At 35.4% G+C, this 13,378-nt stretch carries 14 protein-coding genes; 7 read left to right on the forward strand and 7 right to left on the reverse strand.

Annotated features, from left to right (window positions below):
* The first annotated feature begins 9 nt into the window (after positions 1–9).
* The 7 genes from rsmI to LS65_RS08105 are packed head-to-tail and all read left to right on the forward strand — an operon-like array spanning position 10 to position 6,384.
* A complete protein-coding gene (rsmI, locus tag LS65_RS08075) occupies positions 10–876 on the forward strand; it encodes a 16S rRNA (cytidine(1402)-2'-O)-methyltransferase (protein ID WP_236096683.1) in 867 nt (288 codons plus the stop codon).
* A complete protein-coding gene (rlmB, locus tag LS65_RS08080) occupies positions 873–1,565 on the forward strand; it encodes a 23S rRNA (guanosine(2251)-2'-O)-methyltransferase RlmB (RefSeq protein ID WP_034360355.1) in 693 nt (230 codons plus the stop codon). The genes rsmI and rlmB overlap by 4 nt, the downstream gene beginning before the upstream one ends.
* The gene (locus LS65_RS08085; RefSeq protein ID WP_034360351.1) at positions 1,549–2,670 is read left to right on the forward strand and encodes a hypothetical protein; all 1,122 of its coding nucleotides are present in this window, start codon (positions 1,549–1,551) and stop codon (positions 2,668–2,670) included. The genes rlmB and LS65_RS08085 overlap by 17 nt, the downstream gene beginning before the upstream one ends.
* A gap of 17 nt (positions 2,671–2,687) precedes the next feature.
* Positions 2,688–3,476 carry a hypothetical protein gene (locus LS65_RS08090; RefSeq protein WP_094777065.1) on the forward strand — a complete coding sequence of 263 codons (789 nt, stop codon included), beginning with the start codon at positions 2,688–2,690 and terminating at the stop codon, positions 3,474–3,476.
* Between the two features lie 38 nt (positions 3,477–3,514).
* Positions 3,515–4,723, forward strand: a complete 1,209-nt coding sequence (locus LS65_RS08095) for an LL-diaminopimelate aminotransferase (protein WP_034360341.1) — start codon at positions 3,515–3,517, stop codon at positions 4,721–4,723.
* A 9-nt stretch (positions 4,724–4,732) separates the two neighbouring features.
* Positions 4,733–6,028 (forward strand): homoserine dehydrogenase, encoded by a 1,296-nt coding sequence (locus LS65_RS08100; RefSeq protein WP_034360338.1) that lies wholly within the window; start codon positions 4,733–4,735, stop codon positions 6,026–6,028.
* Between the two features lie 8 nt (positions 6,029–6,036).
* Positions 6,037–6,384, forward strand: coding sequence for a YraN family protein (locus tag LS65_RS08105; RefSeq protein ID WP_034360337.1), 348 nt, complete (start codon positions 6,037–6,039; stop codon positions 6,382–6,384).
* A gap of 60 nt (positions 6,385–6,444) precedes the next feature.
* Here LS65_RS08105 and LS65_RS08110 read toward each other — a convergent pair whose 3' ends face one another.
* The 7 genes from LS65_RS08110 to LS65_RS08140 are packed head-to-tail and all read right to left on the reverse strand — an operon-like array spanning position 6,445 to position 13,378.
* A complete protein-coding gene (locus LS65_RS08110; protein ID WP_034360335.1) occupies positions 6,445–8,949 on the reverse strand; it encodes an RNA ligase in 2,505 nt (834 codons plus the stop codon).
* 19 nt (positions 8,950–8,968) lie between these two features.
* Positions 8,969–9,181, reverse strand: coding sequence for a DUF5408 family protein (locus LS65_RS08115; RefSeq protein WP_236096684.1), 213 nt, complete (start codon positions 9,179–9,181; stop codon positions 8,969–8,971).
* Entirely contained in the window at positions 9,178–9,990 is an 813-nt protein-coding gene (locus LS65_RS08120; protein WP_034360332.1) for a metal ABC transporter permease, read from the reverse strand. Before LS65_RS08120 ends, LS65_RS08115 begins: the two co-directional genes overlap by 4 nt.
* A complete protein-coding gene (locus LS65_RS08125) occupies positions 9,983–10,714 on the reverse strand; it encodes a metal ABC transporter ATP-binding protein (RefSeq protein ID WP_034360330.1) in 732 nt (243 codons plus the stop codon). The genes LS65_RS08120 and LS65_RS08125 overlap by 8 nt, the downstream gene beginning before the upstream one ends.
* Positions 10,715–10,717: 3 nt before the next feature.
* Entirely contained in the window at positions 10,718–11,617 is a 900-nt protein-coding gene (locus LS65_RS08130) for a metal ABC transporter solute-binding protein, Zn/Mn family (protein ID WP_034360328.1), read from the reverse strand.
* Positions 11,614–12,993, reverse strand: coding sequence for an NlpC/P60 family N-terminal domain-containing protein (locus LS65_RS08135; RefSeq protein ID WP_034360326.1), 1,380 nt, complete (start codon positions 12,991–12,993; stop codon positions 11,614–11,616). Before LS65_RS08135 ends, LS65_RS08130 begins: the two co-directional genes overlap by 4 nt.
* A 7-nt stretch (positions 12,994–13,000) precedes the next feature.
* Entirely contained in the window at positions 13,001–13,378 is a 378-nt protein-coding gene (locus tag LS65_RS08140; RefSeq protein ID WP_034360324.1) for an arsenate reductase family protein, read from the reverse strand.

The raw sequence follows: 13,378 nt of genomic DNA on the forward strand, positions 1-13,378 counted from the left end.
TTGCTGCTTGTGCCAACCCCGATAGGGAATCTTGAAGATATTACCATTAGGGCATTAGGCGCGTTAAAACAGGCTAATATCATTTTATGTGAAGATACAAGGGTTGCAAAAAAACTTTTAGAACTCCTCGTTTCACGCTCTTTACTCGCTCTTCCTGCTGATATGGATTCTCAAGTTTTTATAGAATCTAAACAATTTCTCTCGTTTCACTCTCATAATCAAGATGACTTTATCGCCTCTTTAGATAAGAAAATATTTAATTCTTGTGTGCTTTATCTAAGTGATGCAGGGACACCTTGTATAAGCGACCCAGGTGCAAAACTTATCTCTTATGCAATAATGAATAATATTGATTTTGACATTTTACCTGGGGCGTGTGCGCTTAATGTAGCATTTTGTGGAAGTGGTATAGAATCTACGCCTTTTGTATTTTTGGGGTTTTTACCACATAAAAAGCTAGAGCGTCAAAATAAAATCGCTCAAATTGCCAAGCTTCGTATGGAAGGAGCATACAGTGTAATTTGTTATGAAAGTCCTCATAGAATCTTAGATACACTTGAAGATATAGATTCTATCTTACCCTCCACTTACCTTAGCGTGCAAAAGGAGCTTACTAAGCTTCATCAACAACGATTTTATGGTAAGGCAAGAGAGATAAAAGAAAAGATTAAAACTTGTTCTATACGTGGAGAATGGGTGATTGTGTTTGATTTTACAGATTCTATTTGTGAGGTAGAAGAAAAAGCACTTCATTATGAAGATGTGTATATGCTTGATATTCCACCTAAGATAAAGGCTAAGATTCTAAGCAAGATGAGTTCAAGGAGCACAAAACAGTGTTATGAAGAGCTATTAGACAAAGAGAGAATGAAATGATTATCTATGGCAAACAACCGATTTTATATGCCTTAAACACTTGTGCTTGGCGTATTGAAGAATTTTATCTTGCTAAAGAGTTATCAAAAGATATATTTACACAATGTGCTAAACTCAATAAACCTATTAAAAGACTCGATTTAAAAAAGGCTCAAGCTTTAGCACACGGAGGGAATCATCAAGGAATCTTGGCACGTATCACACCACCAGATCCTTTGAGTTTAAATGAGTTGAAAAGCAAAGATTCTCTCCTTGTGCTTTGTAATGTAAATGATATAGGCAATATTGGTTCAATTTTTCGCACTGCTTATGCTTTGGGTGTGCAAGGGATAGTAATTTGCTTACCAAGTCTTAGCCAAAAAGCCTTAGAAAGTGTAGCTCGTCTCTCAAGTGGTGCTTTTTTACATATGCCTTATGGTATATTTTCACATATATTTGATATAATAAATGAGCTAAAAAATGCAAATTTTACACTTGTAGGTGCAGATATGCAGGGGCAAGAACAATGTAAAATAAAAGAGAAGTGGGCTTTATTTTTAGGAAGTGAATCTGAAGGCTTATCAGGACGATTGAAGCACAAACTTGATACAATACTTTCTATCAAAATGGAACATCACTTTGATTCGCTTAATGTAGCGGTAGCTACGGGAATTTTAATAGATAGGATAAAATATGCAAAACAACATTAATACTCAATTACTTGATGAGGAACTTGCTAAGCTTAAAGCCATTGGTTTGAATGAAATTTGCAAGACTACTAAACTTGCAAGTTCAAAGATTGAAGATGTGCTTGAAAAACGTTTTGATAAAATTGATAGAGTGAGAGCAAAGGGTTTTATCGCAATTTTAGAGCGAGAATATAATGTTGATTTGCGTGATTGGATTACATTGTGGCAGGAATCCCAGCAAGAAGATGCAAAAAGTGTTTCACAAGTTATCAGTAAGCAAGATGAGGAAGAGCGCACAAAAAGATTGGCAGAAAATGTTATTAAGGTGCAAGAAAAAGAAAAGCAAAAAAATAAACAAAAAAATTACGAAAATCAAGTATTGAATCTTGCACTTAGCAGTGAATCTGCAAAAGAACCTGATACAGAATCTTATAATTGGCTTTATGTCATTTTGGTGCTTATTCTTTTGGCACTTATGGGATATTTTGCTTATAAAGCATTTATACAAGATCACGATGAAATAGTGCAAAAAGCACCAACTACTACACAAACAGCTGAAGACACTTATTCACAAGAAAATAGTTATGATGGAATCTTTTTTGACACTACTCATTCGCAAGAAGATACAGCTTCTGCACAACAAATGCAAGAAAAGCAAGATTCTACAGAGACGCAAGAAGTGAATGCTCAAGATATGATTCAAACACCATCTGCTCCAGAAGAGCAAAGGCACCCAGAGCAAAATTTCTTTTTTAATCCTCAAGCTACTGCTGATAAATCTCAATCTACGCAAGAAGCACAAAGTTTTCAAACGACTCAAACTGCACAGAATCAGCCTATTAAGGATAATATTTTACATATTGAATCTACCGATGATTTATGGCTTGGTGTGATTAATTTAGAGACAGGTTCAAAAGAGCAATTTTCTTATAAAAAAGCATATGATATTAAACTTAACCACAAAATGCTTTTTGTTATGGGACATAGTAGCTTTACACTTACACTGAATGGAGAAACTATTTCACACGGTGCAAAACATCCTGTGAGAATGTATTATGATGGCTCAACTTTAAAAGATGTAGGCTATACGACATTTAAGCAGCTTAATGGTGGTGTCGAGTGGTAAAATGGATTTTAGTAGTTATGCTTTTAACTACTAATGTGTTGGCAGATGCGTTTGATGACAAAATACGAAATTTAATGGGCGAACAGAGCTACCATACGAATGTAAAATTTGTTGAACGGATCTTTGCAAATAAAAATATGTATTACACAGGTGGGCGTCTTAATATTGCAAAAATCGTTTATGCACTCAAAGAAAATGGTTTGCTTTCTTCTCGTTTTGGACAACCAAGTGAAGTGAAGCTTAATTTTAGTGCTCGCACAAGTCCAATTTTGCTTACAAAGATTGGTAATAATATTCTTACCACAATGGGATACTCTTATTTTGTTATTAGCAAAGCTGAATTGAGTAATGGATTATCAAGTATAGAATTTTCATTTAATACGGAGCATAGCCCAGATATAGGGATTATCATTGATGAGTTAGGGAAACGAGGTTTTGTTTGTCTTGATATTAATCGTGTGAATGCGCAAACTTGGGAATATACACTTGAAGTCAATGAACCACGATTGCCTAATACAAGATTCCTCACTAAAACTGATAGTTTGACATTGCGCAATGCTTCTGGAGAATATTGGCTTAATGTTAATACAAGTGGGGAATTACACATACGAGCAATAAATCTTTCTAAATGGTATCCTCGAGTAGTTCTTTATGATAGGAATCTTAGTATAGTAGATATGGTGAGCAATACGGCTTCAGGCGGTTTGCTTAAAGTGAAAATTCCGCAAGGGATAAAATTTATAATGATTACAGATAATGATAATTCAGAGAATCTTAAAAGTGGTATTTCTGTGGAACTTAAGTAAAAGAATAGAATCTTAAATTTAAGAAAGGATTAAGTAAGATGTTTGATGAGATTGAGTTTGATAAAATAAAACGTTTGCCAAAATATGTTTTTGCTGCTATCAATGAGATTAAGCTAGAGATGAGACGCAATAATGAAGATGTAATTGACTTTTCTATGGGGAATCCTGATGGAAAAACGCCAGAGCACATTATCCAAAAGCTTTGTGAAGCTGCTCAAAAAGATAAAAATCAGGGCTATTCTGTTAGTCGTGGGATTTATAAGTTGCGTTTAGCAATTTGTAATTGGTATAAACGCACCTATGGAGTGGAGTTAGATCCAGAGACTGAAGCGTGTGTAACAATGGGGAGTAAAGAAGGATATGTTCATCTTGTTCAAGCGATTGCAAATCCGGGTGATAATGCTATTGTGGCTGAACCAGCTTATCCTATACATTATTATGCTTTTATTTTAAATGGCGCAAATGTTTCTACTTTTGGGCTAAAGTGGAATGAAGATATGGAGCTTGATGTCGATGATTTTTTTACAAATCTCAAACGTGTTTTAAGAGAAGTAATGCCGCGTCCAAAATTTGTAGTTGTTAATTTTCCTCATAATCCAACAACGATTGTTGTGTATAAAGCATTTTATGAACGTTTGGTGGCTATGGCAAAGCAGGAGAGATTCTATATTATTTCTGATATTGCTTATGCAGAGCTGTGTTTTGATGGTTTTAAGACACCGAGTGTGCTTGAAATAGAGGGTGCTAAAGATGTAGCGGTAGAGAGCTATACATTAAGTAAGACTTATAATATGGCAGGTTGGCGCGTAGGTTTTGTTGTGGGAAATAAAAAAATTATTCAAGCTTTGCAAAAGATTAAGAGTTGGATTGATTATGGAATCTACACGCCTTTACAAATTGCTGCAACTATTGCACTTGAGGGCGACCAATCGTGCATTGAGGACATTAAGGGTAAATATGAAAAGCGTATGGAAGTATTAATTCAAAGCTTCGGTGAGGCAGGCTGGAAAATGAAAAAACCTAAGGCAAGTATGTTTATTTGGGCAAAGTTACCTCAATGTGTAGGAGATATGGGAAGTTTAGAGTTTTCAAAAAGATTGCTTAAAGAAGCAAAGATTGCAGTAAGTCCAGGTGTGGGTTTTGGTGATTATGGTGAGGGTTATGTGAGAATCGCACTGATTGAAAATGAAAAACGTATTCGCCAAGCTGCGCGGAATCTCAAAGCATTTCTTAAACAATTTCAATAAGAGGTTTATATGTCAAAACTCATTGTGGGTATAGTTGGCTTTGGTGTTGTAGGGAGTAGTGTATTAAAAGCGCTTTTGGCAAATCGTAATATTATTAGCGCAAGAGCAGGAAAAGAAATTGAAGTAAAACATATTATCGTGCGTGATGAGGCAAAAGCCCACATAAAGCTTAGGAATTTAAACGCCACTGACGTAAAGGTGAGCACAAATGTAGATGATATTTTGCAAGATTGTGAAATTGAAGTTGTTATTGAACTTATGGGTGGTGTGGAAAGTGCCTATGAAATTGCAATAAAAGCTTTAAAGGCAAAAAAAGCTTTTATTACGGCAAATAAGGCAATGCTTGCCTATCATCGCTATGATATAGCACCACTTGCAAATGGTCTGCCTGTAGGTTTTGAGGCAAGTGTATGTGGTGGCATACCTATCATTCGTGTTTTAAAAGATGGTTTGAGTGCAAATCATATTCTTGCTATTGCTGGGATTCTAAATGGCACAAGTAATTACATACTTACACAAATGCAGCAATACAATCAAGATTTCTATACAGCACTTACTCAAGCACAGAATCTTGGCTATGCAGAGGCTGACCCAACGCTTGATATAAGCGGTGGTGATGCAGGGCATAAGCTTCTTATACTTGCTTCTTTAGCGTATGGAATTAATGCTATGCCAGAGGAGATTCTCATTGAAGGCATTGAAGGTATTATGCCTGATGATATAGAGTTTGCAAATGAGTTTGGCTATGTGATTAAGCTTCTTGGTATTGCTAAAAAACAAGAAAATGAAGTAGAATTGCGCGTGCATCCTTGTATGATTAAGAAAGGTGCGATGTTAAGCAAGGTAGATAATGTGATGAATGGCATTAGTGTGATTGGAGACTATGTGGGGGAGAGTATGTATTATGGCGCAGGAGCAGGAGGAGATGCGACTGCAAGTTCTGTAGTAAGTGATATTATTGCGATTGCACGAGGGGAGAGTGCGGCAATGCTTGGATTTAGCCAACCGCTTGAAGGTAATGAACATTTAAAGCTTAAAAACATTGATGAGATTTACTCACAATATTATATACGACTCTACGTATGTGATAAACCCGGTGTATTGGGGCAAGTATCGCAGATTCTAGGACAGCATAATATTTCTATTGGTGCATTTTTGCAAAAAGAGACAAATGATAAAAATATCGCTAAAATGTTGCTTTCCACGCATCATTGTTATGAGAGGGATATTAATGCTGCACTTTTAGAGCTAGAGAGGTTAGATTCTATCTCACAAAAGCCTTATAAAATGCGTATTGAATATTGAAATAGGAGATGAAAAGCGCACAAATGAATAGCAGAAACAAAGGCACACAAGCAGAGGATTTTGCCTGTGTGTTTTTGCGTGAATGTGGGTTTGAGATTTTAGAGCGCAATTTTTTTGCTCGTTGTGGTGAGATTGATATTATAGCATTAAAGGATAATGTTGTGCATTTTGTTGAGGTAAAAAGTGGTGAGGGCTTTGAGCCAATTTATAATATCACACCAAGCAAGATAAAAAAACTTACAAAGGCGATTGGATTTTATTTACTCACACATAAGATTACACAAGCCTATTGTCTTGATGCATTGATTATCAAAAATGGTGAGTGTGAATTGATTGAGAATATTACTTTGTGTTGAAAGTTATTCATTGCTGCAATAAAAATTCTCTTTACTAAATCGCATTGTTTTCTCCTGATGTTAAGTTATATTTAAAGAGCGTAAAAAACCCTCCCTTAAACCAATAAGAGAGGTAGATTCTAAACTTTCAAAACCATTGTGTTCTATGTATTGACATAGCCATTGTATAAATGCTCCCTCAAGCTCATAATATGCACTATCTCCTTGCCATTTTTTACCCTTACTTTTAGGCAAATTTCGAGTGCGTGTGCTATCTTCAATGATTTCACGCAAGGCTTTCCACGCACGATAATACGCACCTTTATACTTAAACATAAAACCCGCACTATCTTCAAGCACATACCCTTCAATAAAGCCATTCTCCCGCTTACCTTGTGTCAATAAAGAATTAGATTCTAATGCACTTTCACAATGGAGAAACTCACTCACTTCCTTCCAGCAATGAAGTGTTATTTTGTGCTCTTTGCATACAAAGCCAAATTTTTTCCCAAGAGCACAAAGTTCTATAAAAGGGAGATTTGCAAATCTAGGTGTGTTGTAAATCGCATCAAGTAAAATAACCTGCGGTTTTTCATAGGCGATAATATGTGGATCATCTTGTGGCTCTATTACTTCAAATACAAGGCTAAGATTGCGTGTTTTAAGCTCTTCATAAAGTTGAGATTCAATTTCTTGCGCAGAAACTTGCGTACTTTTGTGCAGAGATTCTATAATAAGCTTACGCGCTATATTTGCATAAGGGCTTGTTGGGTCGGATTTTGATGTAATGAAAAATTTTGCACTTTTAGAATCGCCATTACAAGCACTCATAATTCCTAAAAAGCCATTTTCTTTGACAAACACATTTACAGGATATGTCAATTTCTCCTTTAAAGTTTCATCGCTGGTTTCCTCTCGTTCTTTATAATTAAAGAATTTATCATAACTTCTTGCACAAATACTAAAATTATGCGTGTTAATAAACAAGCCTCTAGCTTTGCAAGTAAGAGTATTCCATTGTTTAGAAAAAAATGCCTCTTTAGTAAAATTAAAGCTTGAAATGTCTCCAAACTCTCGCTCTTTAATAAGCGCACTTGCACGAAGTTTTTGCAAGAGTGCAAAGATTGCACGAGATTGCTTTAGTGCATTTAAGGCAGGTATGTTATGTTTATTTTGCATATAAATTTGTGTAAAATTATCTTTATGCCTTATGACGCCCATAAGCGGACTTTGTGCTATAAGTTTAGACTTTTGAGCTTTTGTAACATAGCGATAAAGTGAGGGCGTTTTTGTCAAGACTACTATACGCAACGCCCCGCCAAACTCCACACCTCCTTCAAGTGCAAAATTTCGTTCATATACACATATCGGGTGTTTTTCTCTATTTCTATGCCCAAAAACTTGGTAAGTATGAGAATCTGTGCTTAGCGTGAAGCTTTTTGCACACTCTTGCATATCTTCATATCCGCCACTACCATAAATAAGCTGTTTTGTAGCGACAAGCAAAAGATTATTTGGCAAAGTAGGAAGTCCTCCGTGTGTGCATAAAATCATCTTATTATCATAAGTATATAAGCAACATTGACGCAGTTTGGAATAAAGTCTATGCGCATCTTTGCTTCCTACGCCACCTTGTTCTAAATCTTTTTTAGTAAATGTGCTAAATTCATTTATGCCTATGTCTTCTTTTCCCCATTTGTAGAGCCAACGCTCGTGATTCCCTTCAAGCAGACAGACATTTGGCAAATCCATAATGCCTAGTAAAAATCGCACAACTTGAGCATTTTGAATGCCTCTATCAATATAATCACCTAAGAAAATATAATATGCCTTTGGATTAAGAAATTGCGCACATACTGAAGAATTAAAATGTGATTGTTCTAAAATATGTAAAGAATCTTGAAAGGAATATTCTAAGGGGTTTGTCAAATAAAGATAATGTAAAAGTGTCTCAAAACAGCCGTGAATATCGCCTATATGATGAATTTGAGTATAAGCATTAAGATTAAGTGGAGTAAAATGGAGCATAGAATTTTCTTGCAAAGCTGTAATTTCATTGGCTTTAATTATAGTATAACGCGAGGGTAGGGATTGGAGCAAAGAATCTTGCAGAGTTTTATGCATAGATTCTAAAATATCAGCAGGCACAGATTTATAGCCTCTATTGGCATTTCGTTGCAAGGCTAATTCTAAGGGAATATGACTAAAATCTATGACAATTAGACGATAACGATAAGTTGTAGCAAGCGATTCGTAAGCACGTAATGCTTTTAAGCTCGTATGAGTTGCATCAATAATTGTGAAATCTCCCTGTTTCAGGCGTATTTCAAGGAGAGTAAAAAGCAATCTCCACACTTGCTTATCATTTTGTTGATTAATCCCACTCGTAATATAGGAATCTGATATGTGAGATATTGTAGATTCTGTATAGTCAGCTTTGGGTGTGATTTTAGGTAAAAGAATAGGAGAGCTTGCCATAAGGCGCAAAGAATCAGCACTTAGAGTATATTCACTTAGTCCCATATTTTTAATCCAAGTGCTTTTACCACTTGCAGGGATTCCTCGCATAAGAGCCAAAACACGCATTAATCATTCCACTTCATTCTTAGTTGTCTAAAGTATGTCTTTGTATCCCTAGCTTTTCTTGCAGCACTTTGATTTCTTTGCTCATTGCCGCTGTGGCACTGATTTGATTAATGAGTATATAGATATTAATAAGGCTTAAAAGCAAAGTAATAAATACACAAACAAGTGCAATTTTTACTGCCCTTTTTGCAATTTTTTGTGATTCTTCTTCTTTTATAGAATCTGTCTTCATACAATCCTCCTTGTGAATTTATGTATAATTATAGCAGCAAACATACCAAATGCTAGAAGCACAACTATACACGCTCCTATGCTGATATTAAAATAATATGCTACAAAGAATCCAACCCACATAAAAATAAGTGAAATAGCCCACGAGATCATCATCATCATTTTAAGTGAATGTGAAAAGAGGTTGGCAATGTAGGCAGGGATTGAAAGAATGGCTAATACTAAAATTAATCCTGCAACGCTCATTGAAATCACAACTCCAATGGCAATACATACAAAAATGAGAGTTACCCAAAGTTTGACATTCATACCCTTAAGCGCACAAAATTCACTATCATAAAATAAGCTTAGAATTTCATAGTAATAGAGTGAAACAAATATGATAATAAAAATATCAAAAATTGCCATAGCTATAATTTCATCAAAACCCACAGCGAGTATTGAGCCAAAGAGGTAGCTTGAAATATCGCTATTATATCCCGGACTTAAATCAATAAATATAACACCTATTGCCATACCAAGAGCCCAACTTGCACCTACATAAGAATCTAACCGCTCCCTTTGATATAAAAACGCATAAGCAAGAAAGAGTGCCATAATGACACTAAAAAGCATTGCTCCAAGCATTGTGCTAAATCCACAAAAAAGTGCCAAACCCACACCACCAAATGCACTATGAGCTACACCTCCTGCGACAAAGACATTTTTGTTTGCTACAATCATTGAGCCGATTATTCCACTGCAAATACTTACTAAAAATGATACAGCAAGGGCAATCCATACGAATTGATAAGAAAATAAATCAACCATTAGATTCTCCTTGTGCAACTTTGGCAAAAGAGTTAAGAATATCTACTTCGCAAATATGCTCGTTCAAATCGAAATCAAGCTTTGGAATCTGATGGATAAGTGCGTATTTATTAATATAAAGCACTTCTTTTGCATAGCCTAGCATAACAGAAATATCGTGGCTTACTACAATAATGCTTAGTGCAGTGTTGAGTTTTGAAAGGAGCTGGTAAATATCTTCTTGTGCTTTGACATCGACATTTGCGGTTGGTTCATCAAGGATAAGCAGTTTAGGATTATCCACAAGTGCGCGTGCGATAAAGACTTTTTGACGCTCACCGCCAGATAAGGCATAGAGCGGTTTTTTTGCAAGATGAGTAATATGGAGCTGTTCCATTATATCGTAGATTTTTTGAGATTTTTTTACTCTAAAGCCACATATTTTGGGCTTTAACAAGCCCATTGTAATGACATCATATACACATATTGGAAAGTCCATATTAAAATTTGTAATTTGTGGCACATAGCCTATCTGTGCTATGCTCATATTTTGTGCAAAAGCAATACTACCACTTTTTGGCTTTAAAAGCCCAAGTATAAGTTTTATGAAAGTTGTTTTACCTCCACCATTTGGTCCAATAACCGCCCAAAAATCATTTTCTTTTACACAAAAGGAGACATTTTCTAGCACATTATGTCGTTCATAGGCAAAGGATAATTCTTTAATCTCTACAAGTTGCGACATAAGCTAGTCTTTAAAGTATTTTTGCACACAGGATTTGCTCTCTTGTGCAGAGAGTGAAAATGCAATTTGACAGGCTAAATCTTGCAGAGATAGAAGCCAATCTTTACGCAAAACATCAAGCTCAATAATGCGTAAATCTAGTTCTCTTGCAAACATCTCTACACGTGATTTTGCAAATTCAGGCTGAATAAAAATTGCCTCTACACTATCTTTTTTCGCTTGTGCCATTAGTGCGACCAATTCTCTCCCTTTAATCTCTTTACCATTATTCTCTATACTTAATTCTTTAACTTTAAATTCCGCACTCCAATATGTAAGTGCAGGGTGATAGGTAATAAAGCTTTTTTTAGAATCTTCTTTAGCAAAAAGTTCTTTTGTATGTTCTTGTATTGCTTTTATATCATCGCTTAAAAGTGTAGCATTTTGTTGAAAAATTTTAAAATGCTCTTTATCAAGTTTGCCTAAAGTTTGTGCAATAATATCAATTTGAGGCAAAATAGCTTTTGGAGATAGCCAAATATGCGGATTGTGAGCGTGAGTATGCTTTGAATCTGCTCCCTTTATACGATTATCTGTTAATACAGAGTGAGCGAGATTATAATAAATAAGTGAGGGATTAATATGTGCTATGCGTTTAAGCCAAGCAGATTCAAAAGGCATACCCACGCCAAAGAAGATATGAGAATCTTCAATATATTTCATTTGTGCAATACTTGGCTCATAAATTTCGGGCGACTTGCCTTTAGGCACAAGCACTTCTACCTCAACATATTCACCGCCAATGCGCTCAATCATTTCTTTTTGTGGCAATACACTCACAAGCACCTTGATAGGAGTAGCGCATAGGGTGGAAAAGTGAGCGGCACATATATAAAATATAAAAATTTGCAATAGAGATTTCATTTTTTAGCCTGTATTTGTTGTGCTAGTGTTGGAAGATTAGACATTGCTTGGATTCTATCAATGAGTAAAGGAGATTTTGCAAATGCACTATTATGTTCATCTCCTGCATACAAAGAAGTGATGACAACCCCACCAAGCATATTTTCATATTTTTTGCCAGTTGTTACGCTCCACGCACTATGTGCGACAATGGCTCTACCTTGATACTCTCCAATATAGAGCATAATATGTCCTTGTAGCCAAAGAATGCTTTGATAAGGCGTAGCATTAGCGATAATAAAGGCTTCTTTATCCTTACGACTAAGTTTGCTTAAATCAATTTGATTTTTACCATAATATACTTGAGCCTTAGAATTTCGCGGAAGATGTAAGCCATATTGTGCAAAAATATCGCGGATAAAGGCAGAGCAATCGCGATTTTGCAAATATCCACCCCAGCCGTATTTTTGTCCTATCATTGCATTAATTGTTGAAGCGATAGTTTGAGAATCTAGCTTTCTTGGGAAAGATTCAACTTCATCAAGTGAGATAAAGCTTTGTTCTCTTTTAGCCTTACCATTATTTAAACGCACATAGGTTGCAATACCTGTTATTTGTTTAAGTTGTGTCCCATACACAGGGAAAATCTGTCCAATACGCGCTTGCGTGATAAAGTGTTTATGAGAATCAAATAAAGGAATACTATCAACAATAGGGCTTACATACCTTGTGTAACTTTGTATTTCTTTTACTTGTTCTTTGGTAAGCGTAGCAAAATGTTGTGATTCTATCCAGCCATAGACAAAGCCAGATTGGATATGCACCCAAGCTTTATCTGTGCTTATGTGTGTGATAAGCACAGGTGTTCCTGCAAAAATAAGGGAATTTTGCCATCTATCAAATGGATAACCGCTAGGTTTATTAAATAAGGGTTTGTTTGTAGGCACTGCGCGCACTGCGGTTGTAGTGGTAATAATGGCTTTTTGATTTTGACTTGGATAAGAGCTAAGATTCATAGAATCTATAAGCTCCTTTGCCTCTTGTGGGCTTATTTCTTGGAGGTTTTCACCATAGCTTTTTGTTTTACCTTTGCCTGTGGCGATATTTTGAAGTGAGGGGAGAATCCAAAAGACCTCATTTTTTTTTGGATTTACTTTTTGATGCCAAGGAGAAAAATATTTTGCAAGATAGTCTTTTTTTAGAATCTCAAGGGATTTTGAGTTTTCTTTATTTAAATTTTTTTGGGTAGATTCTTTATCTTTAAGATAAAAAAGCGCATCTTGAGGCAATGAGCGTAAATCCTTTACTTCTGCACTCGGAATGATTTTTGGGTTAGAAGCACAAGCTGCTATAAACATACAAAAGAAACAAGAGCTAATGAGCCAAATATATTTCATTTTAAACCTAAAAAGTTTGATTTTGATATGCCTGCAAAAGGGCAATAATAGCTTCTTTGTCATAGCCTATAACAAGCATATCATTATAGATAATAATAGGTCGTTTTAAAAGTAAGGGATATTGTGAAAGTAAGGTGATTTGATGTTCTAAAGTTGCGAGAGTAGATTCTGTAATCACCCCTTCTTTTTTGAGATTCTTATAAGTTGTGCCTTTGGTATTAAGCACAATTTGAATACCTTTTTTTTCTATCCAAGAGGCAATAAGTGCCTTATCAAGACTATGTGTTTTTAAATCAATAAAAGTAAAAGGAATACTATGTTTATCTAAAAGCGTAATTGCTTTTTTTACACTCCCACAAGTTTTAATACCATAAAGTGTTATCAT

The sequence above is a fragment of the Helicobacter japonicus genome, from assembly GCF_000762845.2.
GTDB lineage: Bacteria > Campylobacterota > Campylobacteria > Campylobacterales > Helicobacteraceae > Helicobacter_C > Helicobacter_C japonicus.